30 protein-coding genes are annotated in these 26,950 nt (G+C 45.6%); 9 read left to right on the plus strand and 21 right to left on the minus strand.

What is annotated here, in order from left to right; genetic code table 11:
* Positions 1 to 6 precede the first annotated feature (6 nt).
* On the minus strand, positions 7 to 495 hold the full coding sequence (locus MF542_RS04805) for a GNAT family N-acetyltransferase (RefSeq protein WP_247016504.1): 489 nt from the start codon (positions 493 to 495) through the stop codon (positions 7 to 9).
* A gap of 53 nt (positions 496 to 548) precedes the next feature.
* Positions 549 to 1,403 (minus strand): hypothetical protein, encoded by an 855-nt coding sequence (locus MF542_RS04810; protein ID WP_247016506.1) that lies wholly within the window; start codon positions 1,401 to 1,403, stop codon positions 549 to 551.
* 153 nt (positions 1,404 to 1,556) lie between these two features.
* Between MF542_RS04810 and MF542_RS04815 the strand changes: the two genes are divergently transcribed.
* Complete coding sequence (locus MF542_RS04815; RefSeq protein WP_247016508.1) at positions 1,557 to 1,949, plus strand: cupin domain-containing protein; 393 nt, start codon at positions 1,557 to 1,559, stop codon at positions 1,947 to 1,949.
* On the opposite strand, the gene MF542_RS04820 is transcribed toward MF542_RS04815, so the two are convergent.
* Genes MF542_RS04820 through MF542_RS04830 form a run of 3 tightly spaced genes read right to left on the minus strand, consistent with a single transcriptional unit; the run spans position 1,946 to position 5,062 of the window.
* Positions 1,946 to 2,425, minus strand: coding sequence for a hypothetical protein (locus tag MF542_RS04820; protein WP_247016510.1), 480 nt, complete (start codon positions 2,423 to 2,425; stop codon positions 1,946 to 1,948). The genes MF542_RS04815 and MF542_RS04820 overlap by 4 nt on opposite strands.
* Before the next feature lie 36 nt (positions 2,426 to 2,461).
* Complete coding sequence (locus MF542_RS04825; RefSeq protein WP_247016512.1) at positions 2,462 to 3,241, minus strand: DUF817 domain-containing protein; 780 nt, start codon at positions 3,239 to 3,241, stop codon at positions 2,462 to 2,464.
* Positions 3,242 to 3,253: 12 nt separating this feature from the next.
* A complete protein-coding gene (locus tag MF542_RS04830; RefSeq protein WP_247016514.1) occupies positions 3,254 to 5,062 on the minus strand; it encodes an ATP-binding cassette domain-containing protein in 1,809 nt (602 codons plus the stop codon).
* A 145-nt stretch (positions 5,063 to 5,207) separates the two neighbouring features.
* Here MF542_RS04830 and MF542_RS04835 point away from each other — a divergent pair, with 145 nt between their 5' ends.
* The 5 genes from MF542_RS04835 to MF542_RS04855 all read left to right on the plus strand — a co-directional run bounded on the left by MF542_RS04835 (position 5,208) and on the right by MF542_RS04855 (position 9,291).
* The gene (locus MF542_RS04835; RefSeq protein ID WP_247016516.1) at positions 5,208 to 5,753 is read left to right on the plus strand and encodes a PH domain-containing protein; all 546 of its coding nucleotides are present in this window, start codon (positions 5,208 to 5,210) and stop codon (positions 5,751 to 5,753) included.
* Positions 5,743 to 7,302, plus strand: coding sequence for a PH domain-containing protein (locus MF542_RS04840; protein WP_247016518.1), 1,560 nt, complete (start codon positions 5,743 to 5,745; stop codon positions 7,300 to 7,302). Before MF542_RS04835 ends, MF542_RS04840 begins: the two co-directional genes overlap by 11 nt.
* Positions 7,303 to 7,448: 146 nt before the next feature.
* Entirely contained in the window at positions 7,449 to 7,862 is a 414-nt protein-coding gene (locus MF542_RS04845; RefSeq protein ID WP_247016520.1) for an energy transducer TonB, read from the plus strand.
* A gap of 284 nt (positions 7,863 to 8,146) precedes the next feature.
* Entirely contained in the window at positions 8,147 to 8,620 is a 474-nt protein-coding gene (locus MF542_RS04850) for an outer membrane protein (protein WP_247016522.1), read from the plus strand.
* 197 nt (positions 8,621 to 8,817) lie between these two features.
* On the plus strand, positions 8,818 to 9,291 hold the full coding sequence (locus tag MF542_RS04855; RefSeq protein ID WP_247016524.1) for a hypothetical protein: 474 nt from the start codon (positions 8,818 to 8,820) through the stop codon (positions 9,289 to 9,291).
* A gap of 69 nt (positions 9,292 to 9,360) precedes the next feature.
* Here the strand turns inward: MF542_RS04855 and ettA are convergent, their stop codons facing one another.
* From ettA to MF542_RS04870, 3 genes are all read right to left on the minus strand, one after another.
* Complete coding sequence (gene ettA, locus MF542_RS04860) at positions 9,361 to 11,031, minus strand: energy-dependent translational throttle protein EttA (RefSeq protein ID WP_247016526.1); 1,671 nt, start codon at positions 11,029 to 11,031, stop codon at positions 9,361 to 9,363.
* Between the two features lie 85 nt (positions 11,032 to 11,116).
* Positions 11,117 to 11,533, minus strand: coding sequence for a GFA family protein (locus tag MF542_RS04865; RefSeq protein WP_247016528.1), 417 nt, complete (start codon positions 11,531 to 11,533; stop codon positions 11,117 to 11,119).
* Positions 11,534 to 11,602: 69 nt separating this feature from the next.
* Positions 11,603 to 12,241: a LysE/ArgO family amino acid transporter gene (locus MF542_RS04870; protein WP_247016530.1), complete on the minus strand. Its 639-nt coding sequence runs from the start codon at positions 12,239 to 12,241 to the stop codon at positions 11,603 to 11,605.
* 218 nt (positions 12,242 to 12,459) lie between these two features.
* Here MF542_RS04870 and MF542_RS04875 point away from each other — a divergent pair, with 218 nt between their 5' ends.
* Positions 12,460 to 13,017, plus strand: a complete 558-nt coding sequence (locus tag MF542_RS04875) for a cytochrome b (protein WP_247016532.1) — start codon at positions 12,460 to 12,462, stop codon at positions 13,015 to 13,017.
* 84 nt (positions 13,018 to 13,101) lie between these two features.
* On the opposite strand, the gene MF542_RS04880 is transcribed toward MF542_RS04875, so the two are convergent.
* Entirely contained in the window at positions 13,102 to 14,094 is a 993-nt protein-coding gene (locus MF542_RS04880; RefSeq protein ID WP_247016534.1) for an alpha/beta fold hydrolase, read from the minus strand.
* 15 nt (positions 14,095 to 14,109) lie between these two features.
* The gene (locus MF542_RS04885) at positions 14,110 to 15,483 is read right to left on the minus strand and encodes a sodium-dependent transporter (protein ID WP_247016536.1); all 1,374 of its coding nucleotides are present in this window, start codon (positions 15,481 to 15,483) and stop codon (positions 14,110 to 14,112) included.
* A gap of 149 nt (positions 15,484 to 15,632) precedes the next feature.
* Here MF542_RS04885 and MF542_RS04890 point away from each other — a divergent pair, with 149 nt between their 5' ends.
* Entirely contained in the window at positions 15,633 to 17,282 is a 1,650-nt protein-coding gene (locus tag MF542_RS04890; protein WP_247016538.1) for an amidohydrolase family protein, read from the plus strand.
* A gap of 117 nt (positions 17,283 to 17,399) precedes the next feature.
* A complete protein-coding gene (locus MF542_RS04895; protein ID WP_247016540.1) occupies positions 17,400 to 17,780 on the plus strand; it encodes a DUF302 domain-containing protein in 381 nt (126 codons plus the stop codon).
* Positions 17,781 to 17,833: 53 nt separating this feature from the next.
* On the opposite strand, the gene MF542_RS04900 is transcribed toward MF542_RS04895, so the two are convergent.
* The 11 genes from MF542_RS04900 to smc form a co-directional block, all read right to left on the minus strand.
* Positions 17,834 to 18,313: a glutathione peroxidase gene (locus tag MF542_RS04900; protein ID WP_247016542.1), complete on the minus strand. Its 480-nt coding sequence runs from the start codon at positions 18,311 to 18,313 to the stop codon at positions 17,834 to 17,836.
* Between the two features lie 21 nt (positions 18,314 to 18,334).
* Positions 18,335 to 18,712 carry a DUF6768 family protein gene (locus tag MF542_RS04905; protein WP_247016544.1) on the minus strand — a complete coding sequence of 126 codons (378 nt, stop codon included), beginning with the start codon at positions 18,710 to 18,712 and terminating at the stop codon, positions 18,335 to 18,337.
* A complete protein-coding gene (locus MF542_RS04910; RefSeq protein WP_247016546.1) occupies positions 18,712 to 19,242 on the minus strand; it encodes an RNA polymerase sigma factor in 531 nt (176 codons plus the stop codon). Before MF542_RS04910 ends, MF542_RS04905 begins: the two co-directional genes overlap by 1 nt.
* A gap of 73 nt (positions 19,243 to 19,315) precedes the next feature.
* Positions 19,316 to 19,672, minus strand: a complete 357-nt coding sequence (locus tag MF542_RS04915; protein ID WP_247016548.1) for an ArsC family reductase — start codon at positions 19,670 to 19,672, stop codon at positions 19,316 to 19,318.
* A gap of 9 nt (positions 19,673 to 19,681) precedes the next feature.
* Positions 19,682 to 20,563, minus strand: a complete 882-nt coding sequence (locus MF542_RS04920; protein ID WP_247016550.1) for a cation diffusion facilitator family transporter — start codon at positions 20,561 to 20,563, stop codon at positions 19,682 to 19,684.
* Positions 20,564 to 20,648: 85 nt separating this feature from the next.
* Positions 20,649 to 21,137, minus strand: a complete 489-nt coding sequence (locus MF542_RS04925; RefSeq protein ID WP_247016552.1) for a F0F1 ATP synthase subunit B family protein — start codon at positions 21,135 to 21,137, stop codon at positions 20,649 to 20,651.
* 1 nt (position 21,138) lies between these two features.
* On the minus strand, positions 21,139 to 21,687 hold the full coding sequence (locus tag MF542_RS04930; protein ID WP_247016554.1) for a F0F1 ATP synthase subunit B family protein: 549 nt from the start codon (positions 21,685 to 21,687) through the stop codon (positions 21,139 to 21,141).
* Between the two features lie 127 nt (positions 21,688 to 21,814).
* Positions 21,815 to 22,039, minus strand: a complete 225-nt coding sequence (locus MF542_RS04935; RefSeq protein ID WP_247016556.1) for a F0F1 ATP synthase subunit C — start codon at positions 22,037 to 22,039, stop codon at positions 21,815 to 21,817.
* Positions 22,040 to 22,098: 59 nt separating this feature from the next.
* The gene (locus MF542_RS04940) at positions 22,099 to 22,848 is read right to left on the minus strand and encodes a F0F1 ATP synthase subunit A (protein WP_247016558.1); all 750 of its coding nucleotides are present in this window, start codon (positions 22,846 to 22,848) and stop codon (positions 22,099 to 22,101) included.
* 61 nt (positions 22,849 to 22,909) lie between these two features.
* Positions 22,910 to 23,233 (minus strand): AtpZ/AtpI family protein, encoded by a 324-nt coding sequence (locus tag MF542_RS04945; RefSeq protein ID WP_247016560.1) that lies wholly within the window; start codon positions 23,231 to 23,233, stop codon positions 22,910 to 22,912.
* 162 nt (positions 23,234 to 23,395) lie between these two features.
* Positions 23,396 to 26,851, minus strand: coding sequence for a chromosome segregation protein SMC (smc, locus tag MF542_RS04950; RefSeq protein WP_247016561.1), 3,456 nt, complete (start codon positions 26,849 to 26,851; stop codon positions 23,396 to 23,398).
* Positions 26,852 to 26,950 lie beyond the last annotated feature (99 nt).

A 26,950-nucleotide genomic window follows, 5' to 3' on the forward strand; every position in this document is an offset into this window, starting at 1 on the left:
GCTCTCCTATAAATCCATACCAAATACGATCATGTCTCTGCACTCAATCCCGTTTTCGATAATGATGCCTGAGTAATTCAGTGTGAAGAAATTTTTGGCTATGCGCTGCATACGAAAACCAGCTTTCTGATAAAAAGCGATCTGATCAATGCTTGAGTTCCCTGTTCCCACCTCAAGATATGTACCGCCTTCTGATTGCACAGCATCAATTGCACCTTCAACCAATGCTTTCCCTACACCTTTACCCTGCCATTCTTCCGAAACAGCAATGTTTTTAAGTTCCCAGTCATTCTCACCGAGCGGTACAATAACAAAGACACCTACAACGGTTTCTTCCCAAGCAGCAGCGAAGAGTTTCCCGTCTGCTAAATACTCTTCAATCATAGAACGTGATGGATCGGCGAGCAGAAGCAAATCCCAGTATGGCTCAGGGCTATTTACTGCACGGATATCTAGATCAATAATGGGAACTATCCTTCCAAAAATTAAGGTCACCTTTTGGAAAGTAACCTTAATTTCAAAGTTTTGATCTTTCCAGAAAAGAATAACTAAGCGAGCTGTTCTGATGGCTGATGCCGGTCAAGGGCTTCTATAAAATTCGTCCAGAACTCTTTATCTCGCTGATATTGGCCCTCTGGTAACTGCCCCTTAATATGCTCGTTCCATTCAAGCCGACCAAGCGCATGCTCTCGGTAATCGTAAGCTGGGTTACTATACGGATTACTCCACCCTTCATCACCTGGCCAATTAACCTGAGTTTTCCCGCTATCAATATTCACAGAAAGAACACTGATGAGAAAACGCCCTTCAGCGAGCATCTTTTCGCCATTTGACATATCTTTTGTCAAATCTTCCCAAGCATCCTTTACATGCTGAGGCGTGTGGTTACTGGGAAACCTAAAAGTATCAGCCCGACCAATTTGATATAGACCATCACCATCCCAATCTCCTTGAGCTCCTGGAGGAAGTATGAAATTTAAGGCAGCTTCTTCTGTAAACGCCTCAAGGGCTTTATCACTTACAGGATCAGCGTGCCCTTGAACGATACGCAGGAAATCTCTGTCTTCAGATGAGAGTGACTTCAGGAATGTTTTAGGGTCAGAGAACCCTCCTTCTGCTTCCGCACGTTCAATGATATTGGCGAATTTCGCCTTCATATCGTCCACACTTAATCCAAGTTTTTTTGCTGAATACTCAGTTCCCGTTTCAAATCTTTCTGGCCACCAATTAACCGAGAGATTTGGCGAACCTGAGGTTCTACCTTTTCCTTCCGCATAGCCTTGGGCATTTTCGGCATTAAACTGGCGTAACATGGAAAGAAACCCTTCTTTACCTGAAGTTTCCTTCCTCTCGCCATTTGCCAACAAATAGGATGAAGTAGATGATATCTGTTCAATAGGCATATTCGTCCCCAATCAATTGCCCGGCATCAAACATCAAGCAACAGAGAGGCCAAAAACAAATAAGCACGTCTAAAAACAATATTTTAGGTTAAACTTGCGATAGGGTGTTATGGTTTCACTTCAGCAAGTAAATTATTCGAGCGGAACACTGTTATGAGAAAAATTTTACTCTCCTCACTCGCGCTCTGCGCAAGTATTCACTCTTTCGCAGAGGAAAAAAAGCCAGCAATTTCTGCCGAACCTCTCTTAAAGTCAGCGATTACAGGTATTGACAGCCATGAAGTTTTAATGGCGAGAGTAACAGTTGCTGCAAACTCAGAAGCGGCACGTCATTATCATCCTACAGAAGAATATCTATACGTACTTTCCGGCAGCACCATTCTTAGAATTGATGGTGAAGAAGATGTATTACTGAAAGCTGGCATGCATGCCCGCATACCTGCCAAATCGGTTCACACGGCGGTAACTAAACAAGAGGCCGCTGAACTTATTGTTTTTCGAGTGCATCCAAAAGGCCAGCCAGTCAGAAAGCTGGCACCAAATTAATCGCCAGCAGCTTCCGCTTTTTGAATAATTTCTATCAGTTCATGAGGCACATCAAGCGCTACCGTACTGTTAGCCAACCAGTAAGCTGCAACTAGAGGCACAAACATGGTTGATACATAATAGATGGAATACCCCTGAACGAGAAAATATCCACCAACTGCAAGAGCTGCCATATTCGCGAATACAACAAGGTGCAGCTTTGGATGGCGAATTTTATGTCGCTTTATCAGCTCATCTTTTTTGCTGTGTTTATCAACACCGGGAAGGCTGCCCGTAAGATTCACAGCATGATACATTGGAAAAACCAGGCACATCAGAAATGCGATAACACTCACAGGGATTAACACGTATAGCAGAACGCCAAAATCAAGCATGATCGAAGCACCAATCAAGGCTGCCAGCGCGAGAACCATAATTCCAAAACTCGAAAATAATTCGACAATAACATTTTGCTCAAACGTATATTTTTCAGTCATAATTCCCCCTTAAGACCGAATTAAACATACTCAAAACTAACCTTTACAATTTTCTTCCATAGGCTTTTGAATAGTAGTTAGCAAGACGCCACTGATAATCATCAATAAAAACCAGGAACCAAATTTACTAACTGGCACCATTTGCCACCCATCTATCTGGTTTGGGTAAAGCCATATATTGCTATAGGTCGCAATATTTTCAGCAAACCAGATAAAAAATGCCCCAAGGAAAATAGCGAGTAGTACTGGCATCCGATACCGTGTTGCCCGTACAGAAAAATAAATCCACGTACTGCGAAACATCAGCACTACTGACAGCATCAATATATACCTAAAATCCCAGACATAATGATGACTGAAAAAATTGACATATACCCCCATGCCTACCGCCAGCGTCTGCCAGAAAGGAGGGTAATTCTTATAGCGAAAATCAAACTCGCGCCAGACGCGGGCCAAAAAACTTCCTACCGCTGAATACATAAAGCCTGAAAAAAGCGGCACGCCATAGAGCCGGATATAATTTTCTTCCGGATAGCTCCATGAACCAACATGAGTTTTGAACAGTTCCATCACCGTACCAACGATGTGGAAAATAAGGATAACCTTGGCCTCTTCCCATGTTTCCAGCTTCAAGAACAGGAAACTGGCCTGAATAACGACTGCATAAATAAAGAGAAAATCATAGCGTGGAAGCAAAGCATCATCTAGCCAAAAGAAATGACTTAGTAATATACCAAGCAGCAAGAGCCCACCAAACATACATGCCCATGCCTGCTTGAGACCAAACCACCATAAATCAACAAACAGTTTTGCCATATAATCCTGTCTTTAGCTATTCAGGCTATCCTTCAATTCCTCAAGTTCAAGCCAGCGCATTTCTTTTTCATCAAGCAGTTCTCGTTTCGCTTCTAGCTCCTTGCTGATCTGGCTGAATTTAGCTGGGTCTTTCGCATATAAGTTAGGATCTGCGAGCTGTGCTTCCATTTCAGCAATTTGGAAGGACATGCTTTCAACCTCTGCAGGCAGATTATCAAGCTCTCTTTGATCTTTATAAGACAGTTTGGTGGCTTTTTTCTTTGGGGCTGCCTTAATAGAAACCACATTGGACTTCGGTTTTTGAGGTTCTTCCCTTGGCTTTTCATTTAGCGCCTTCTGGGATTTATAGTCTGTATACCCACCCGCATACTCTGTAATACTGCCGTCACCCTCCAGCACAATGGAGCTGGTTACCACACGGTCCAAGAAATCCCGATCGTGAGATACTAAGATGATGGTCCCTTTGTAGTCTGCCAGCACTTCCTGCAGCAGATCAAGCGTATCCATATCCAAGTCATTGGTCGGCTCATCAAGCACCAACAGGTTTGATTGCTTCGCGAAATTAAGCGCAATTAACAGTCGGTTTCGTTCTCCGCCAGAAAGAGCAGATACCGGCATTTTGGCAACACTCGGATCAAACAAAAACTCTTTCAGATAGGTCATCACATGGCGATCTTCCTCGCCAATTTTGATCCACTCACCACGGCCACCTGTGAGCACATCCATAATGGTCATATCTTCTTCAAGATCAGCACGTCTCTGGTCGATAATTCGAGTTTCCAGATTAGTCCCCAGTTTAACCGTTCCCGTATCGGGCGCCACTTCACCCATAAGTATTTTCAGGAGTGTAGATTTACCCGCACCGTTCGGCCCAATAATTCCCACCCGGTCACCACGGTTTATACGCACAGTAAAGTCTTCAAACAGGGAACGGTCACCAAACTTTTTGGAGATGCCTTTGGCTTCGATCACACGCTTGCCAGACTGCTCGCCACCAGCCATGGTGATGGTAACACTGCCTTCGGCCTTAATCATATTCTTGCGCTGATCACGGAGATCATAAAGCCGCCTTAGGCGCCCCTGATTGCGAGTCCGGCGTGCGCTGATGCCTTCTACAGACCAGCGGGTTTCCTCTTTAATAAGCTTGCTCAGTTTTTTAAGGTTCTCTGCCTCTTCCTCGAAAACCTTTTCTTGCCACCCTTCAAACTTTTCAAACTTATCATCCATACGGCGGATTTTACCGCGATCAAGCCATAGAGTTGCGCTCGTCAGGTTATTCAGGAATGCTCGGTCGTGGCTAATAAGCATAATCGCCCCACGCCATGCCTTAAGGTATCCTTCAAGCCACTCAATCGTGCCCACATCCATATGGTTGGTGGGCTCATCAAGCAATAGAAGATCAGGTTCACTTACTAGTGTACGGGCAAGTGCTGCACGGCGCAGTTCACCACCAGAAGCGCTTGATGGGCTTGCATCGGCTTTGATATTCAGATCCTCCACCAAAACATCCACCCGGTATGTTTCGTGATCCTGCTCAGGATCAAGCCCACCAGCGATATAAGCATAAAGGCTATCATAACCACTGGCATCAGGTTCCTGCGGCAGATAAGCGATACGGCTGCCTGGCTGCACCCAACGTTCACCATCGTCCGCCTGAATAATACCTGCGATCAACTTCATCAGCGTTGATTTACCTGCACCATTTCGACCAACAAGGCACAGCCTGTCAGTTTCACCGATATGCATTTCTAGCTTATCCAGCACAGGATCAGCCCCCCAATGGAGATCAATATTACGCAAACTCAAAATCGGTGGTGCCATGAGGCATACTTCCTTCACATACTTGTATAACCCGAGCCTTATACCCATTTAACATTACTTGAGACAAGCGAGGAAAATATGGTTAGAAAATTAACCGCGCAGCCAACAGGCGCCTTCTAGCCAACCATATGTAGGGGGAATACATATGTCAGATACTGTTTTTGAAAATAATGTGGTACTTGAAAACTCCGTACCGCCCGTAGAAGAACTTAATTTTGCACCACTGGCATCAACCTATGCCCGCACGTTAATTATCGAATCTTCTATCTTCTTCACCATTCTGGCGATTATACCAGCAGTGATAAATTGGTTCGTCGCCGATGGCTGGTTGCTAACTCAGTGGTGGTTCTATGTGCTCTGGTTATTGCTGGCACTATCCCCTTTTATTTGGGCACCAATGGTGGCTAAATCTCGGGGCTTCAGCATGCGGGAAAAAGATATCCATTATCGTTCCGGTTTAATCTGGAAAAAAACTGTATCTCTCCCCTATAACCGCATCCAACATGTGGAAATTGAAAGTGGTCCGCTCGAACGTATATTCAAATTAACCACACTGAAGTTTTTCACGGCAGGCGGCGCCATGTCCGACATGAAAATCCCTGCACTTGAATTTGAACGGTCGAGTAAGCTACGTGCCTTTGTAATGGAAAAAGCTGGTGTAAGTGAGGCAGAGGCTAAAGATGCCAACTGATACTGTGGTAACCACAAAACTTGATGCCGGCAAATGGCAGCGTCTGTCGCCTTACGCCGTTATTTATTATATTGTAAAATTCATTTCTGCTTTTGTGAAGCAAGGGGTGCAGAGTTTAGCGCCTTTAGCTGCCGTTATTTTTACCGCTGGTGAAAATCGCTGGCTAATTATTGGTTTTATCGCTGCAGGCGCCGTTGTCTTTCTGTTAGCAGGCGCCGTACTCAGCTATTTGAAGTTCCGTTTTCGTATTGCAAATGACACCTTCCTTATTCAGCGGGGAGTGTTTAAACGTAAACGACTAACCCTCACATTTGATCGTATTCAAAATGTGGCGTTCAAAGAACCCATCTATTTTAGACCTTTTGGTTTAGTGGTGCTTTCCATTGAAAGCGCAGGATCATCTTCCGAAGAGGTAGGATTAGGCGGCATCCCTCGTTCATTGGCCGAGGAAATACGCAAAAACGTTTTAAAGGTAAAAAGCAAAGTTAATTCAGAAACGGGTACCGTAGCTGAAGATACTTTAACCGCGGCACCAGACTCTGATGATGCACAGACCATTATTAAACAACCAGCTTCAGAGCTGGTGCGTTATGGTCTTTCTAACAATAATATTTGGGTATTCGCGGGTATCATTGGTGGTTCATTGGCGCAGGTAGATTGGGACGAATACACTTTCGCACAAGAAACAGAAAATTTAATCGTCTCTCTTATCGGCACGAGCGGCGCTGCTCTCACCGCTTTTTTCATCAGCGTTCTATTTTTCATTGTTTTTATCTTATTGATGCTCTCAGCAATTGGCGCCGTGGTTTCAAACTATAACTATCACCTTACTCGCCATCATGGGCGTTTTCACCGCACGAAAGGTTTATTCGAACGACAAGAGAAAAGCCTGTTGGAGAGCAAAATTCAATGCCTGCAGATTGATCAACCATGGGCAGCTCGGCTTTTATCTCGCTTTCACCTTTACCCTAAACAGGTTGGCTTCGCCAAACTAGGTCAGGAAGGCGGCGAGAATGACATGACGGGAGCCCCGCGTTTTCTGATTCCTAGTGTTACGAATAGCTTTGCGGTAGATTTTTCCAAGCTTCTTTATCCCGACTTCCACTGGGAAAAGGCTACGCTGAAACCGATTGACCGAATGTATACCAGAAAGATGCTGGCGTGGGTTTTTGCTCCTATAGCAATTCTACCTGCTACAAGCCTTTCTATAGTCTTTAGCCCATGGTTTATGCTTATCCTGCTGTTTCCCCTATTGGTGATGCCCCTCGTTATGCTGCGGCGTTCCAAGTTTGGTTACGCCTCGGACGGCACCCATGGCATTATACGCTCCGGCTTCCTTGGTCAAAAACTGACGGTATTCCCTTTCTTCAAGGTACAAACGGTACAGCTTACTCAGTCCCCTGCACAGCGGAAAAAAGGGTTGGCTAATCTGGTCATTAAAATGGCTGGTACATCACTTCAAATACCTTTCATGCCGCTGCTGGATGCCAAGTCATGGCGAGATCGCATTTTGTACGAAGTGGAAAGCAATAACTCCTCTTGGATGTAAGTACATTAAAACAGCATGCTATGCGCTAACTGCAACCCAGCTTAACGCCATCCATTTTTGTTTCATAAAGGTGTGATCATTTCGCAACGATCACACCTTATAAAAGTTTCCAGACAACAACCCCACAGGACAGTCTGGAGCCCACAATGTCTATTATTAAAAACACTGTAATCGCCGCAGTAGTTACAATGTCTGCTGCTCTTCCTGCAATCTCATCTGAAACAACAAAGAATTGGCAAGATGCGTTTCGCAGCAAACTTGCCAATGCCAATCAATATCCAAACAATGCGTTAAACCGCAATATTGAAGGCACTGTTAAAATCCGAGTTAAGTTTGACAAAGATGGTTCAGTAAAAGGAGCCGAAGTTTTTCAATCTTCAGGTCATAAAGTACTTGATAAAGAAGCACTTCAGTCCGTGATTGCAGTAAAATCTCTTCCTTCTCTTCCTGACAATCACAAAGAAATGTCCGTGATCGTACCTGTAGTATTCCAAATTCAGGATCGTGCAATTGCTCGGTCTACATCCAGTGTGCGCGTGTTCGCATCTGCACATCAATAGGTAAAAAGACTGTGCCTGGAACTATAGTTTATTAATAGTTCCAGGCTATCCATATTTCAGAACTTCATGAAATACTTTTCTCTTTACATCGTGTTTCATAAACCAAGTTTTTTACCTTTTCTGAATAGTCACAATTAAGCCACATTCTAAATGTTGCAAATATACAACATTTATATTTTCGTTGCTTCACCACTCTAAAATACGCTCAGCACAGTTCTTGTGATTTACCACGTCAATACATACATACTGGCTCCTATTAAAAACTTTTTGTTGGGAGTTAAATTATGAAAAATACAATTATTGCTATCGCTTCCGCGGCCCTTCTTTCTTCAATAGCTACTGCTGATGATGCCAAGAAGTTTGATGGTGCGTTCGCTGGTGTCGAAGCTGGTTATGCAGATTTTGGTGCTGCAGACGCATTTATCTACGGTGCAGAAGCCGGTTACCGCAAACAGTTCAACAACAACGTTGTAGTTGGTGTTGAAGGTACATTTACTGGTGTTGATTTAAATGGCGTTGACTTCCTTTGGTCAACAACACTGACAGCTGGTCGCACATTTGGCACAAACAATGACCATCTTCTTTTCCTTGGTGCTGGCCTTGCTCAAATCAACACAGATTTTGGTTCAAGCGAAGCATTCAAAACAGATCTCGGTTATGAATACGCGTTAGAAAACGGTTTTAGCGTTCGCGTTAAAGCAACTACATACGATTTCGACGACTTCCAAACGACTGCTGGTATTTCTTACCGTTTCTAATTGGCATATCAAATTACTTACGAAAAGGCGGCTATATAGCCGCCTTTTTTTACGCTCTAACGAGAGCAAATCCACGTGCCTACACCTGAAACAGGCCTGCGAATGCTCACCTTACAAAAACGTTACCTTCAGCCTCTTGCTTATTAAATGAACATTATATAGATGTTATATCATCACATAAATATGGGGTATAAAAGATGAAAAACGTTATTCTAACATTAGCCACTACAGCACTTGTCTCAACAGCCGCTATAGCCGATGACAGTAAAAAATTTGATGGCTTTTTTACGGGGGTTGAAACTGGTTATGTTTTCTCGGGATCATCCGATGTTTTCATCTATGGAGGAAATATAGGTTATAGAAACCAATCTGAAACCGATATTGTTTTCGGTGTAGAAGGCACATTTTCTGGGACAGATGTTAACGGCATAGATTTCTTAGCTTCAACAACTCTTACCATTGGACAGGCCTTCGGTTCTAAGAAGAATCAACTATTTTATCTTGGAGCTGGTTACGCTTTAACAAAAACAGATTTCGGCTACAACGGCGCTTTTAAAAGTGATTTGGGTTATGAATATGCTTTAGACAATGGTTTCAGCATTCGTCTTAAAGCCACAACATATGAATTTGATGAATTCCAAACGACAGCTGGTTTCGCATATCGCTTCTGACGTGCTGGTTAACTATATACAAGAAAAGGCGAGGATAGCCCCCGCCTTCTCTTAAATCTTCTGAAACAATTACCGTTCAAACTTCCGGTATTTAATACGGTGAGGCTGTGTAGCCTCTGCACCCAAGCGGCGCTTCTTATCTTCTTCATACGCTTCGAAGTTACCTTCAAACCATTCAACATGGCTGTTACCTTCAAAAGCAAGAATGTGTGTTGCGATACGGTCAAGGAAGAAACGGTCGTGGCTGATAACCACAGCACAACCAGCGAAGTTTTCAATCGCTTCCTCAAGCGCTGCTAGTGTTTCTGTATCAAGGTCGTTTGTCGGTTCATCGAACAGCAGTACGTTGCCGCCTTCTTTCAGCATTTTTGCCATGTGAACACGGTTACGCTCACCACCAGAAAGCAGACCTAGTTTCTTCTGCTGATCACCACCTTTGAAGTTAAAGGCGCCACAGTAAGCACGTGTGCTGATCTCTGTTTTACCAAAGTAGAAGATGTCATGACCGTCAGAAATTTCTTCCCAAACGTTCTTATTGTCATCTAGCGAATCTCGGCTCTGATCCACATAACCAAGTTCAACAGTATCACCAACCTCAATTGAGCCGGCATCTGGCTGTTCCTGACCAGTGATAAGTTTGAAAAGTGTTGATTTACCAGCACCGTTTGCACCAATTACACCAACGATACCACCCGGTGGCAGGCTGAATGATAGGTTTTCAAACAGAAGCTTATCACCAAATGCCTTTGTAAGACCTTCAGCTTCAATTACCTTGCCACCAAGGCGTGCGGGTGGCTGAATTTTAATCTGAGCAGGGCCCGATACACGCTCTTGCTGCTGCTGGAGCATTTCATCATAAGCTTTAATACGGGCTTTTGATTTCGCCTGACGTGCTTTCGGGCTCTGTCTGATCCACTCAAGCTCAGCATTCATTGCTTTTTCGCGTGATTTGTCTGCACGTTCTTCCTGCGCCATACGCTTGGTCTTCATTTCAAGCCAAGCGCTGTAGTTACCTTCGAACGGGATACCGCGCCCACGGTCAAGCTCAAGAACCCACTCAACAACATTATCAAGGAAGTAACGGTCGTGCGTCACGAGAATTACACAGCCTTTATACTGCTGTAGATACTGCTCAAGCCACGCTACAGATTCAGCGTCAAGGTGGTTTGTCGGCTCATCGAGAAGCAGGATATTTGGCTTTTCAAGAAGCAACTTACAAAGAGCTACACGGCGTTTCTCACCACCAGAAAGTTTATCAACAGACCAATCATTTGGTGGGCAGCAAAGTGCATCCATCGCCACTTCCGCCTGAGACTGTAGGTCCCACGCATCAGCCGCATCAATTTGCTCCTGAAGTTCACCCATACGGTTCAGAAGATCCATATTCTCAGGATCCATACCGTAATCACCAGCCACCTGATTAAACTCATCAACAAGTGCCTGAGTTTCAGCTAGGCCAAGCATCACATTACCAAGAACATCAAGGTTTTCATCAAGCTGTGGTTCCTGCGGAAGGTAACCAACCTTGATACCGTCAGCCGCCCAAGCTTCCCCTTGGAATTCCGTATCCATACCAGCCATGATTTTCATGAGCGTGGATTTACCGGCGCCGTTCTGACCAATGATGGAAATCTTTGCATCAGGCAGGAAGTTAAGAGAGATATTGTTCAGAACCTGCTTACCACCCGGATATGTTTTCGACAGGCGGTGCATCTGATACACATATTGATAAGAAGCCATTCTTTTCTGGTCCTTGATATCTGAAAAATTAAATTAGCTTGCTGTTACCTTAGTTAGCGCCAAAGAACAAGCGCGAACGCACGCTTTAACGTGCATTCCGAGGGAAAGTCTCAAACGTGATCAAGCCATCATCCAGATGCACCCACGGCATACGAGTACGTACATAAGCGTGCCCTTCAGGTTTGAATTCCGAAGCGTTTTCAAAAAGTGCTACATGCAGATGAATTTCATCCGGCCAAGCTTCACCTTCAAAAGCAATACTACTGCCGCAAGTACCACAGAAACTTCGCTTCACACTCGCACTGGATTTAAAGATTTTTGGAGTGTCTCCGCTGAAACGCACATGCTCTGCCGCAAACCCCGCATATGTTGCAAAGCCGGCGCTCGTCGCTTTTTGGCAACTCGGGCAATGGCAATGCCCCACCCAGCGTTCCTTACCGTACACCTCAACATGCACAGCCCCGCAAAGACATTTACCAGTATAGAGTGGTTCACACGTCATAATAATCCCCATATCTTGATAGAAAATATGGGGAAAAGGCAAAACTATTTCAACAGCATAATAAAACGATCAGGAAAGCTGATGCTGAATAAGGGTAGCGCACACTGCCAACATGATAATGGCAATAAGGGAATCTAGAATACGCCACGTTATTTTCTTTCGGAACAAAGGGGCAGCCTTCTTTGCACCGTATGCCAAACCATAAAACCAGATGGCCGACGCCGTCCAGGCACCAATCATAAAGGCATTCCGAAGCGCATCAGTTTCATATTTAATGCTTACGCCACCAATCAACACCATTGTATCCACGTAAACCCATGGATTCAAAAATGTGAAAGCAAGTGTGTGCAGGATAGCGATTTTCACACCCTGTCCGGCCGCATCACCAGCAGATGCATCAATATCATCCTGAGTAATAGCTTCTGGCTTTAAGGCAGACTTAGCGCTTTTTAAAGCAAACCAAAGCAGGAAAACAGCTCCTCCCCACCCTATCCAAGTGGAAAGTGTTTCATTTTCTGCGATGATTTTTCCCGTCCCGAAAACACCCAGACCAATTAATAAGATATCAGACAAAAAGCATACGGTTGCCACTGGTAGTACATGGCGCTGCCTCAAACCTTGCCTAAGCAAATAGGCATTCTGCGGGCCGATAGCGACAATCAACCCAAATGAAATCATAAAGCCTTCTATAAATATCGGCATTGTCATCACCGCAGTATCCTTATTTCAGAACTTTCTTCTGCATTATCACACTGTGTTCACATTCAATAGATCAAGCTCCTGATGCAAAGATGAAAAGAACTTAAGTACCTTACTGAAAAACTTAATCGCATATTTTCTGCTATAGTCGGGTTCGTACTCAAGTGATTGGAGGTCTATAGCCCTTAGGAACGTTAATAGGAAAAATAGCCAACAGGAGAGAGAATATGAAAGATACTTTTGAGAAATTTAGTAGCATAACCGTGGTGCTACACTGGCTTGTCGGTTTATCTATTATTGGGCTAATTGCTGTTGGTATCTATATGGAAGAAAATGAAGTTTATGCACTTTATGATATCCACAAAGCATTTGGGGTATCGATCTTTGCCTTCATTCTCTACAGGGTTTTCTGGCGTATTAAAAACGGTTGGCCAACACCAACTGGTGACTACAGTAAAATCGAACATCTATCAGCAAAAGTGATCCATTATGTGCTCATAATTGGCACCCTGCTTTTCCCTATTTCCGGGATGATCTATTCCGGTTTCGGTGGTTACGGCATTGATGTATTTGGCCTTCAGCTTGTAGCAGAAAATCTAGACCCAAATAATGCTGAGGAATTCCTTGCTCACAACAAAACCATAGCAAGCCTTGGCAAAGAGGTTCACGGCATACTTGGTGATGTCATGATCATTGCGATCCTGCTTCATGTTGCAGGGGCCCTTAAACACCACGTGATGGATAAAGACGGCACTTTGAAACGGATGCTGGGCAAAAGTATTTAACGAACCTGCAAGCAACAAACACAGCAAAGCCTCATTCATTTGATGAGGCTTTTGTATATTCAAAACATAACGCTGTAGCTTGGCTTAGAAATATTCACGTATCCAGCTATGAATAGCTTCATTTACCTCTTCTGAACGTTCCTGTTGGCTCCAGTGCCCACATCCCTTCAGATCATGTCTGGTATAGGGCTCACAGAGGTCTTCCATACCATCCGCCAAATTAGGCGGGCACGCGCGGTCCATCTCTGCCGTGATCATCAGGCATGGCTTTTCCACCTTTGGAAGCTGTCTGCCCACAAGGAACTGTTTCTGCGCTTCCCAATTCTCAGCCATATTACGGTACCAATGGAGAGGCCCAGTGAAGCCACTTTCTGTGTATGCCTCTATATAATACTCAAGCTCTTTCTCAGGCATCAAAAGCTCACCGCCCCAAGCATCTTCACCCGCTTGTAGGAGACTAATGAGATCAAGACTTTCCACCTCAAAAGCAAAACTTGTTTTGCCGCCGCCATTGCCGCCCCCTGGCTTACGAAGGAAAAACTTGAACGTTTCACGAAGGTCTTTTTCGAGGATCGGCTCACAAGCCCCCTCTTCCTGGAACCGAACAATATACATTTGCTCGCCAAGACGTTCTCTGAAAATAGTGATCGGATCGATAGGGAAATGGCGCATAAGAGGCACATTTAACCCTGCACACCCCATAACACGCTCGCCGATATAAAACGGCAATTGCCATAAAACTATGGCACCCCAGTCGTGGCCAACAAAGATAGCTTTTTCAATACCATAGTGATCCAGTAAACCAGCCAGATCACCACTCAAGTGTTTCATGGTGTAGTTTTCTTTGCCCTGCGGCTTTGATGACCTTCCGTAACCACGCTGATCAGGCGCGATAACAGGATATCCAACTTCAGAAAAATACTCTAACTGTGCTCGCCAACTATATGCGATTTCTGGAAAACCGTGGAGAAACACGATAGCTGGTTTATCAGTTTCACTAAAATCAGGGCCAGCGCGGTACACTGGCAGTGTTACACCATTTGTTTCCACAAACTCCGGATTAGTGAAATCAACCACGTTAGCTTCCTTTTCTTAGTGCCCGCCTCCAAAGATCGCTGTCAGGAACAAGGCAATGATCGCAATCGGCACCAGATATTTGAGCGCCCCATACCAAATGCTAAATAGCGCGCCATTTTCCATGGGCAAGGCAACACGCACATCTTCGCGCTTCAAGCCCCATCCCACCATAAGAGCAAATGCGAGGCCGCCCAGCGGCAACACTACATTGTTTACACCTTCACGGATCAGGTCAAACGGTGTCATACCCTCAAACCCCAGGAATGCGAGGGGATGAAATTCTGCCCACGAACTAAAGGATAGTGTTGTTGCAAGGCTCAGAACAAAAGCGCATGCCCCCATCACCCAGGCCGATTTAGCTCTACTCCAACCAGCTTCTTCTAGGCGCGCAGTAGGTGGCGATAATAGGCTAATTGCGGATGTAATAGCTGCAAATGTCAGCAACAGAAAAAACACAAATGCTAGTATCGCACCGCCCGGGATACCGGAGAAAGCAAGTGGCAGCGTGATAAACACAAGCCCCGGCCCCGCCGCAGGGTCAATATTCGCAGAGAAAAGAATTGGAAAAATTGCCAGACCCGCCAGCAGCGCAACCGAGAGGTCCATCAACACAATCCAGAGCGATGCTTTCGGTAGGTTTACATCATCTCCCATATATGAACCGTACAGCATAATACCGCCTACTCCGACGGAGAGGGTGAAGAACGCTTGTCCAACTGCTTCCATCAGGATTTTCGGTGATAGCTGCATCTCGTTAAAGCCAAACAGGAAATTAAATGCCGCGCCAAAACCAGCCCGCAATACAGCGAAGATCACCAAACCGATAAGCATTACAAACAAAACTGGCATCATCAGCCTGCTGGCACGTTCAAGGCCTTTACGGATATCAAGAGATACAATAGCCGCCGTTGCTACCAGAAACAGGATGGACCAGAAAATCGGTACACTTGGGTCCGCCTTGAAAGCTTTATCAAGCGCGATGATTTGGTCTTTTTCCCAGCCTGCAAAGCCACCCTGCAGTGCTTCCCAGCCATAAGCCATCACCTGCCCTGATATCACCGCATAGAAACTAAGCACCAATATAGTTGCTACAAGCCCTATCCACGCGGGCAGCGCCCAAGGCAGTTTTGAGCCTGCACTAGTTTGAAGTTTTTTTAGAGATGTTGGGGTACTTGCTTTACCTAGTCGCCCAAGAAGCATTTCCGCCATGAAAACCGGGGTAGCAATAAAAGCAAGAGTAAGCAGGTAGATAAGAACAAATCCGCCGCCGCCATTTTTTCCGGCAACATAGGTAAAACTCCAAACGTTCCCAAGCCCAACAGCCGCACCAGCTGTAACCAGAATAAAACCAATTCTGCTTGAGAAAGACGGATGCTCCCGCTTGCTCATACATGCCTCCCCTTAATCCCACACAATGCTTTTACTTGCGCCCAATACTTTATTTTTTCATGCTGTGTAAAAGCTTTGGAAGAAACCATAGTTGGGGAAAATAGGGAGCACAACCACCTTGTGTTCACGATGCCTAGGGGAGGCCCGTCATGAAACTTAACAAACTCAAATTGTTAGCAACTATCAGTGCATTTGCATTTGGTGCCATAACGCTTCAGGCACAAGATAAAACATTACCAGGTGATGAGAACGAGCTACGTGTTAAAAAAGCGGGGCTTGAGTTTCCACTTGAAGCTACCGCCCGCACAAAAGAAAACAGCCACGGCCCCTACAAACGATTAGTTATTCGGGGGGCAACCATGGTGGACGGCACTGGCGCACCACCGATTGGTCCTGTGGATATTGTAATCGAAGACAACCGCATCACTGGTGTACACACTGTCGGCAACCCCGGCGTTCCTATCAATGAAGCATACCGCCCGGAAAAAGGGGATTACGAAATTGATGCCCACGGTGCTTATGTGTTGCCCGGTTTTGTAGATAGCCACAGCCATGTGGGGAATGCACTTTGGGGGCTAACCGGCCCCATGCCTTCAATGGATTATGTATTCAAACTATGGATGGCCCACGGTATTACAACAAGCCGAACAGTCGCCTGTGGCCTAGGTGCTGATTATACACTTCGTCATAAAAAATGGTCAGATGCGAATGAAATTGTTGCACCGCGTTTGCTTGCATACTGTTCATTCCCAACCCAGTTCTCACAGCCGAAGCAGGCGATTGACTGGGTGAAAGGTTTTAAAAAGCGCGGCGGTGACGGCATTAAATTCTTTGGTGGTAACCCTGCTGTTCTTGAAACAGCGATCAAAGAAGCGAAGAAACAAAACCTTGGCACAGCTTTCCACCACGCACAGGTTTCTGTAACACGCGTGAATGTACTTGATAGCGCCCGTTGGGGTCTTGATAGCATGGAACACTGGTATGGCCTTCCAGAGGCCTTGTTTACTGACCGTGTGGTGCAGGATTACCCGCTTGATTATAACTACCAGAACGAACAACACCGTTTTGGAGAAGCCGGAAAGTTATGGCAGCAAGCGGCAAAACCGGGTAGCAAGAAATGGAATGAAGTGATGGAAGAGCTTTTAGAGCTCGATTTTACTCTCAGCCCTACCTTCACTATCTATGAAGCCAACAGGGATGTGATGCGTGCCAAAAATGCTGATTGGCACCCTGATTATACCCTTCCCTCAGTCACGCGCTTTTTCACACCAAACCGTATACTGCACGGCAGCTATCATTTTGACTGGACCACACAAGATGAGATTAACTGGAAAGAAAATTTCCGCCTGTGGATGCAGTTTGTGAACGACTATAAAAATCGTGGGGGCCGCGTAACCACGGGCTCAGATAGCGGTTTTATATATAAGCTTTTTGGCTTTGATTATATCCGTGAATTTGAACTACTGCAGGAAGCGGGTTTTCATCCACTGGAAGTTATTAAGTCTGCGACCCTAAACGGTGCTGAACTTATTGGACGCGAGAAGGACATCGGCAGTATCGAAGTGAGCAAACTGGCAGACCTTGTGATTGTCGAGGAAAACCCTATCCAAAACTTTAAGGTGCTATACGGCACGGGCCATATGCGCCTGAATGATAATACTGGCAAAGTGGAACAAGTAGGCGGTGTTCGCTGGACCATTAAAGACGGCATTATCTATGACTCCAAGCAGCTTCGGAAAGAAGTACGAGATATGGTAAAAGCCGCAAAAGAAAACGAAGAAAATCAGGCTCTCCAATAACCTGTCACAAAGAAGTTAGTGAATGTCATGACAAGAATTTTAATACTCACTCTATCTATCTGTGTAGGAATGTTTTTTGGAAGCGCACTAAACGCTTCTTCTGCACAGGATAATATTATGGATATCAAAAGCTCACACTCCTTCAGCGATACTGTTGAAAGGCTGGAGAATGCAATTACCTCTCGCGATCTGAAGATCATAGCTAAGGTTGAACACAGCAAAGGTGCCGCAGCTGCAGGCCTTGAACTTCGTCCTACTGTGCTTGTTCTATTTGGTCATCCCAAAGCTGGTACCCCACTTATGCAGCAGGACCAACGTGTTGGGCTGGATCTACCGCTCCGTGTTGTTGTGTGGGAAAACGCTGATGGCGAAACCGTGCTTACATACCGAGAGCCGTCATTTGTCAGCGAAGCATGGGAACTTGATCCCACACCACCACAAATTGGTGGCATGACAAAGGCCATTGAAGCCATCACAGCAGAAGCGGCTAACAATTAAGCATAAAAAAAAGAGGCTAGTTTCAGCCTCTTTTTTTAGGGTCGAGCTTTAAGTTAAAGCAGTGCTTCAATAGCTCCGCGAATGGCTTCTGGTTTTGCGGTTGGCGCAAAACGCTTCACCACTTCGCCATCCTTGTTCACAAGAAACTTCGTGAAATTCCATTTGATTTTCTGCGTACCTAGGAAGCCTTTTTTCTCAGCCTTCAAGTGCTCATAAAGCGGCGCAGCATCAGGGCCATTCACATCAATTTTAGCAAACATCGGGAAACTTACACCATAATTGATCTGGCAAAACTCACCAATTTCATCAGCGGAACCTGGGTCCTGATTAGCGAACTGGTTACACGGGAACCCCAGTATAACCAGCCCTTTGTCTTTCAGGTCTTTGTACAGTTTCTCAAGACCTTCAAACTGCGGTGTAAGGCCACATTTTGAAGCTGTGTTCACAATCAACATTACTTTGCCTTTAAATTCAGACAGGTCTTGTTCCTTGCCTGTAAGGCGATCCATTTTAAAATCATGAACACTTGTCATGGTCTCTGCTCCCAAAGCGGTTTAGCTGTTTTTATCCAACTTAGCGCTTAAACCGGCAATGACAAGCTCCAGACGCTTAATTTCCCGCGCGGTAAAAGCCCGGTTCATTTCCATCCAAGACCACTGCTTGAGGGCGATTTGCATCATCATCAGCCCCACTGAACAGAAACCCCAATAAATATAAGATTCTCCAGCCGTAAAAAAATTATAGATACTCCAGACCATAAAACCGGTAACGATAAGTGTAAGCGGCCACACAAGGAACATCCAGCGACGCAAGCCCCCTTTAAAAGAGGCTGAGATCATATCAGGCAACCCGCCTTCACTGGCAAGCAAGGCATCTATTTCCTTTGTATCCTGTTCAAGTGCCGTTTTAATACGGTCATCAATACTGGTCATTATTCTTCTCCTTCTGTTTGCTGTCGTAATCGGGCGCGAGCCGCGTGCAAGCGGGATTTTACAGTTCCCGGTTTTGTTTCCATCACTACCGCAATTTCAGCGATACTGAGTTCTTCAAGATAGAAGAGATACACGGTGTGCTTTTCCACGGGTGGTAATCCACTGATCAGTGCATTAATCTGCCCAGATGTGGCAGCTTTGCTTTCATTTTCATTATCAACTGCTGCTTCATCAGAAAGCTCCTCATGAGAATTATCTCGCTTCCTGAGCAAATCAAAAGCCCGCCAGCGAACTGCACGAAAAGCGCGGGCACGAAACATGGAAGTATGCTTTAGTTCAGACAAAGTCCTTGCCAACATTATCCATGCATCCTGCATAGCATCCTGTGCAAGATCAGCATCACCGAGTATCTTAAAAGCAAATCTGAGGAGAGAAGGTTGGTATAATTTATAAAGAAGCTCGAATGCTTCCTTTGATCCGGCTTGCGCCTTCAATACCAATAATTCTTCTTTTGTGCGTGTACCTGTCACAGGTAAGCTCCTCTTGCTTTACCTTAAAGACGCACGCACAAAAGAAAAGGTTCGAAAATATCTTCGATTTTTTTTAAGCCTTAGCCCAGGCCTTGATCATATCTTGATCTTTCGGAGCGAAGCCAAGCTGATATTCACCAGCTTTTTCCCATACTGGGCGTTTGATAATAGCATCATGGGCAACCATGAGCGCTTTTGCTGTATCGGCATCCACATCAGCTTTATCTGCGTCATTCAGTTTCCGCCATGTCGTGCCACGGGTGTTAAGGAGCGCTTCCCAACCAAGGCTAGCCTCAAAGTTCTCTACCATATCCGCAGTTAAACCATCTTTGCGGAAATCGTGAAACGTATGTTCCACACCTTCTTCTTTAAGCCACTTAAGTGCTTTCTTAACTGTGTCGCAGTTTTTAATGCCATAAATAGTAAGCATAAATACCCCTTAATTTTCCGCGCTTGAAGGCGGGTCAATATGAATAAGAATTTCAGCCTGAGGATATTGAGAACTTAATGCGAGTTCAACCTGCTCAGCTATAGAGTGCCCTTCCCTCACCGTAATATTACCATCAACCTCTATATGCATTTGAATAAATAGATCTCGGCCAGATGCACGCGTTTTAAGATGATGCATACCTAAGACATTCGGCACCGCTGCAACAATAGCAATGATACGTTCTTCATCCGCCATTCCCATCTCTTTATCCATCAACATATCGATGGCTGGAATTGCTACATCCCATGCACCATGAAGAATATAAAAAGTAATCAAAGCGGCAAAGATGGCATCCGCATATATATAACCGTATCCAGCCGCGATAGCAGAAGCGATAACACCAATATTGAGTAGAAGATCACCCGTATAATGAAGTTGGTCACCAGCAATAGCGATGGAACCCGATTTCTTCACTACATAGGATTGAAATATTACCAAGCCAAATGATAGCACTACCGCCAATAACGAAACGCCAATAACATAATCAGGTGCTTGATATGCTTTGGGATTCAGGAAATGCTCGACTGCCTCTACCGCCAATAAAACTGATAGAACCACCATCACCGCCGCCTGAAATAGCCCCGCTAGAGCCTCTGCTTTGCCGTGGCCAAAACGGTGATCATCGTCGGCGGGGATAAGAGCTGCTTTCACAGCAAAGAGCGTAACAACTGAAGATGCCATATCTAGAAAAGAGTCAGACAATGACCCAAGCATTGCGACAGAGCCTGACATCCACCATGCGATTGCTTTGGTAATTACCAGCACCAAAGCAACTGATACAGCGGCCCATGTGGCATAGCGCATTAGCTGGCCTGTATTCTCTCTGTCCATATACTGCATCCTTTTCTACATAATAAAAAACGCCCTACCATTTTGGTAGAGCGTTTTTAAATCATTACACGATGCCTATAGAAGTTTAGTGGAGTTTTGTTTCCACATCTTCGATTGCAGCGTTAGCAAGCTCTTTGCCAGCTTTGCCTTTAAGCGTATCAGCAAGAACAGCTGTTGCAGCATTTACCGCTACATCTACAGCTGTAGCCTGTACTTCCTTAACAGCAGAAGCTTCAGCCTGCGCGATCTTCTCTTCAGCAGCTTTAGTGCGGCGCTCAACCATGTTAGCGATATCGCCTTTAGCAGCTTCAGTCATGATCTTCGCATCTTCTTCAGCGCGGGCCAGGATTTCAGCAGCTTCTTTTTCTGCATCACGCTGTTTGCGCTGATAGTCATGAAGCATTTGCTCTGCTTCATCACGAAGGTTCTTTGCTTCTTCGATTTGCGAACGGATTTCCTCTGCACGCGCATCCAGCATTTCGCCAAGGAGTTTAGGAACACCTTTCCAAAGCAAAATGCCAACGAATACGAGGAAGGAGCCTGCTACCCAGAAGGTTGGATCTGAAAAGTCCATGTTACGCCCCCTTCGCTGTATCGAGTGCAGCTTTCACCGCATCAGCAACAGTTTTCTCTTTTGCTTCAACACCAGCAAGCTTAGCAACCATTTCAGAAGCTACTTCAGCGGCAACAGTATCGATGCCTGCAAGTGCTTCATCACGTGCTTTCATAATGCGTGCTTCAGCTTCTTCTGCTTTAGCGCCAAGAGTTGCATCCAACTCTGACTGTGCTTTCGCAATATCAGCTTGAATTGTGTCTTTTGCACCCAGAACAATTTCCTGAGCTTTTTTACGGGCATCAGCAACAGCTGCTTCATAAGCTGCTTTTACTTCTTCCGCTTCATTTTTAAGACGCTCAGCAGTATCAAGATTGTTTGCTACGTTTTCTTCACGCTCTCCGAGAACTTTGGTTACACGCGGAAGAACGATGCGTGAAACAACAAAGAACAAGAAGAGGAAAGTAAGAAGCAACCAAGCGATCTGGTTGGTATAAGTACCATCCGCAATCACGTTAAGCTGCGGCAAACCACCTTGGTCCTGAGCTACTTCTGTATTGGCGTTGGCCATCACATGCCTCTATGGCTGAATGTTCGAACTTTGGAGCATGGCTCCACTGCTAGTCATATAGCAGTTAAACAGCATAGAACGCGACCAATAAGAACGGCCGCGCTATGCTTTAGCAGTCAAGATCTTCTTAAGTGAAGAGGATCAGGAATGCGATCACAAGTGCGAACAGACCAGTCGCCTCTGTAAGAGCGAAGCCGATAAGTAGGTTTGTGAACTGCTTAGGAGCAGCAGATGGGTTGCGAAGAGCACCTGAAAGGTAGCTACCGAAGATGTTACCCAGACCAATACCGATACCAGCAAGAGCAAGAGTAGCGATACCAGCGCCAATCATTTTTGCAGCTTCGAGTTCCATGTTAATTTCCTTTTCTCATGTATAAGGTAAATAAGTTTTAATTCAGGGCTGACTTGTTCTTAGTGTGAAGGATGCATCGCATCATTCAGGTAGATGCAAGTCAAAATAGTGAATACGTATGCCTGCAAGCAAGCTACGAGAATTTCGAGGCCTGTCAGCAACACATTAATCGCGAAAGGAGCAATCGCACCCAGCATGCCCGCAGCACCCGCTGCAGCCATTGATACGATGAAGCCCGCGAATACTTTCATCATGATGTGACCTGCCAGCATGTTTGCGAACAAACGTACTGAAAGACTGATTGGGCGTGTGCAGTATGAGATTACCTCAATCGCAACGATAAGCGGCAACAGCCAGCCTGGAACACCAGATGGTGCAAAAAGCTTAAGGTAACCAGCGCCGTTTTTAATGAAACCAATCAGGGTTACACCAAGGAAAATGAAGATAGCCATCGCGAAGTTTACTGCGATGTGGCTTGTAACTGTGAAGCTGTATGGCAACATACCAGCAAGGTTCAGACCAAGGATGAATACGAATAGTGTAAAGATGAATGGGAAATACTGTTTCCCTTCTTTACCAACGTTATCCTTAATCATGCCTGCGATGAAGCTGTACATTAGTTCTACCATCACCTGCATGCGGCCAGGTACGGTAGCGTTTTTGCGTGTGCCCCAGATCAGGAAGAAGCTCATGAAAGCTACTACCAGCACCATCCACAAAGAACTGTTTGTAAAGGAAACATCGATTCCTGCGATCTCGAAATGAGCGATGGGTTTAACGTCAAATTGCTCAATAGGACTATGGGCCACGTCAATAATCTCTTTTTTATGCCGCGTAATCAAACGCAGCGATCAAATTCCATATCGCTTTTTAGCGGCCTTGGCCTTCCTCTTCTTCAGCTTCCTGCTGCATCTGCATCGCGGTACGGATCACATTCCGAATACCGGTTACAAAGCCCAAGATTAGCAACCCAATAAAAAACAGCGGTGCAGTACCAAACCATTTATCGAACCAGTATCCCATAAAGCCACCAACAGCGACCGCAACAACCAGTTCTGTACCCATCTGAAAGGCTTTTCCTAGAGGAGAAACTTCGGGGCGATCAGGCCCTTCATCTTCCTTCACCTTCATTTGGGCTTGGTTCAAACGCTCTTCAAAGGATTTTTGCTTTGGGTTTTTTTGGTCACTACCCACCACAAATCACCTCTTTTTGTGCGTCTACACCAGGGTTGCTCTAAACTGAATCAGAGCTATGCCAAAGGCGGTTGCAACATAGGGATTAGCCCCACCTATGTCAAGGTCCAATAAATACCAGATAAGTCATTGAAAAATAACGATTTTCAAAAATACTTTAAACTAAACAGCTTCCTTAAGCTGTTCTGCATCTTCAAGGTCTACGGAAACGAGAGTAGAGATTCCTCTTTCCGCCATCGTTACACCAAAGAGCCTGTTCATACGTGACATAGACACTGCGTTGTGAGTTACGATCAAGAAGCGAGTATCCGTACGTTTGATCATGCTATCCAGAAGATTACAGAAGCGCTCGACATTCGCATCATCAAGAGGCGCATCCACCTCATCAAGCACACAAATAGGCGCTGGGTTGGTAATGAATACGGCAAAGATTAGCGAGAGGGCTGTAAGAGCCTGTTCACCACCTGACAGTAAAGAAAGTGCCTGTAGCTTCTTACCCGGTGGGCTGGCGTAAATCTCAAGCCCGGCATTAAGCGGATCATCGGATTCAGTAAGTTCCAAATGCGCTTCACCACCACCGAATAGTGTTTTAAACAATTCACCAAAATGGTTATTCACAACATCAAAAGCAGCCAGTAGGCGCTCGCGTCCCTCCCGGTTCAGATTGGCGATTGCATGCCTTAATCTTGAGATAGCTTCTTCAAGGTCACTACGCTCTTTTACCAGATGGTCCATCTGTTCGACTATATCGTTGAGTTCTTCATCCGCCCGTAGATTGACTGCCCCTAGACGGTCTCGTTCACGTTTTAACTGCTCTAGCTTGCTCTCCAGAACCATTGCTTCTGGTAGGTTTTCACTAGATTCGACTTCTACTTTTTCAAGAAGATGTGTAGGAGCACATTCGAAACGTTCACCAATTTGAGTAGCAATTGCCTTCCGGCGGTCAGCAGCGTTTTCAACGGCGGCCTCCGCTCGAATAAGCTTTTCTCTACGCTGGTTCAGATCACCTTCAACCTCTTTAAGAGCCTTTACTTTCTCAGCAAGCTTGGCTTCAGCAACAGCCAATGTGTCGCTTGTTTTCTTTCGCTCTTCTCCAGCCTCTTCAAGCTTAGCCAGAAGTGCCAACTTCCTATTTTCCAAATCTTCAGGGCTCGCTTCTGCAGCTTCCAACTGAGCTTTAGCGGATGTTTCTCTTTCATTCAGAGATTGAACCTGTTTATCAGCACTAGATACACGCAGTTGCCATGCGCTCGATTCGGTTTCAATAGCATTCAGTCGGTCCTGACGTGTCTGAGCTTCACGGCGCAAACTGTCGTGCGTTGCTCTGGCAGCGCTTAGTGCTGTACGCACCTGCTCTACCTGAACCCGCTTTTCCGAGAGCTCGGCTTCTAGTTTCTGATTTTCTGGAAGTTCTCTGATACGCGCTTCAATATCTTTGATGCGCTCTACTACTTCACCAAATTCACGCTTCACACGTTCAAGAGTATCTTCAAGAACACGAACTCGGCTTGCACGCTTATTAGCTTCCTGTTCTGCGGCCATATGTACACGGCGAGCATCGGCAACAGCTCGTTCCGCTTGCTGACGTTCATTACGTTTGGCCTGCTCGGTCTCTCTAGCTTTTTGGTGACTTTCAAACGCAGCAGTAGCTGCTGCTTCAGCTTTTTCAGCGTTTACAGAAACTTCCAATAGCCTACTTCCCAAATCAGCCAGTCTGTTCTTTTGTTCGAGCCTAATAGCAGCCCGTGTTGGGGCTCCTGCTTTTTGGACAAAACCATCCCATCTCCAGAAGTTACCAGTTTGGTCCACAACAATTTGCCCGGGCTTTAGATCAGCAATAACCGTATTGATATCAACTCCGCTAGATACAAGCCCTGTATAAGCAAGTCGCTTTTGAAGTACTTTCGGCACCGTAACGTAATTGTTCAGTCCTTCAACACCTTTAGGCCACCCCGGGGCCTCACTTGCAGGAAGTTCTTGCCAATATCGGCTGGCATCCTCACTAACTCCAGCTTCAACAGCGTCACCGAGAGCTGCCCCCACCGCAACTTCATATCCTTTTTGAGCACTAAGTTGATCTGCAACAGGATTATTCTGATTATCGTCAGCATTCAACAAACGCTCAAGGCTGGAAATTTCACCAGATAAAGCTTTTGCCTGCCCTTGCCATTCAGATTTAGCAGTGTCAGCCTCATTGCGTACAGTTCGTGCAGCAACCGTTGCCGCTTCTGCTTCTTGCAGAGCCTTTGTTGAGCCTGATAGGCTTTCTTCAGCTTCCTTGATTGCTCGCTCAGCTTCTTTCAGTGCCTTCGCAATCTCATCTTTCGCAGTTACTGATGTAATTTCCTGAGAAATTCTGTTTTCCTCAATCCCAAGCTGATCTTTCCTGCGATTGATAGCAAGCTTATCGCTCTCTAAACTCGAACGCTGAGCACGAGCCTGTGCCGCTGTCTCACTTAGTTTATCAAACTCCGTTTCCGCAACCGTTGCAGCTTTTGCTGCGGCATCCAGCGTTTCACGAGCTTCCACTTCAGCAGACTTTTCTTTTTGCTGAGCCGTCACAAGACGTTCTTTTTCAGTAAGCAATCGATCCAGAGCAGACTTGGCATCTTTAGCAATTTCTGCTTCACGCTCTCTATCAGACGCTATCTGCTCTAGCTGAGCACGTAGCGAAAGTGCAGTCTGCTTACGGCGCTCTGTTTCCGCTTCCAGATTTTCTTTTTCAATGGTTAGACGCTGTAATTTCGCTGCGGCCTCGGCATCCCTTTCTCGAAGTGGTGGTAATAACTCTTCTGTCTCGGTTTGCTCTCCAGCGAACTTGGTTGCTTTTGCCGTTATTTCGGTAACCTCGCGCTCGATCTCCCGCTGCTTCCGCTCGAGTTCAATCACTTCCTCGGCTGCCGTCTTCCACTTTATGAACAGAAGACTTGCTTCCGCTTGCCGAATTTCACCAGAAACAGAGCGATATCTAACAGCCTGTTTTGCCTGCCGTTTTAAGCTACCGATCTGGCCTTCCATCGCCTGCACTACGTCTTGCACACGAACGAGGTTACTTTCCGCACTACGAAGACGGCTTTCAGCTTCTTTCCTACGAGTATGAAGGCCAGAGATACCAGCAGCTTCTTCAAGTATCTGTCTGCGGTCCTGCGGTTTAGCGTTAATCATTGCGCCGATACGGCCCTGACTTACAAGTGCCGGAGAGTGCGCACCGGTTGCTGCATCAGCAAAAAGAAGCTGTACGTCCTTTTGCCGAACGTCCTTGCCGTTAATACGGTAGGCAGAACCACTGTCACGCTCAATACGCCGTGTTACCTCAATGGTATCTTCATCGTTATATTCTGCTGGGGCGTTACGGTCGATGTTATCAATGACCAGTGTCACTTCGGCCATGTTACGTGCCGGCCTGCGGTCAGTACCCGCAAAAATCACATCGTCCATACCTGAACCACGAAGTGATTTCGCCCGGTTTTCACCCATTACCCAACGGATAGCTTCAAGTAAATTGGATTTACCACATCCGTTAGGCCCAACAACACCAGTGAGGCCACGTTCGATATGCAGCTCTGTTGGATCAACAAAGGATTTAAAACCAGATAGTCGTAACCGTGAAAAACGCATACCTGCGCATTTCCCCCTCTATTGGACAAAGCGGTAAAGCGCCCCTACGCGCCAACCGCTTTGATAAAACTTATAAAACTCGGAACCAACTAATCGACT

The organism is Kordiimonas laminariae (genome assembly GCF_023008165.1).
Lineage (GTDB): Bacteria > Pseudomonadota > Alphaproteobacteria > Sphingomonadales > Kordiimonadaceae > Kordiimonas > Kordiimonas laminariae.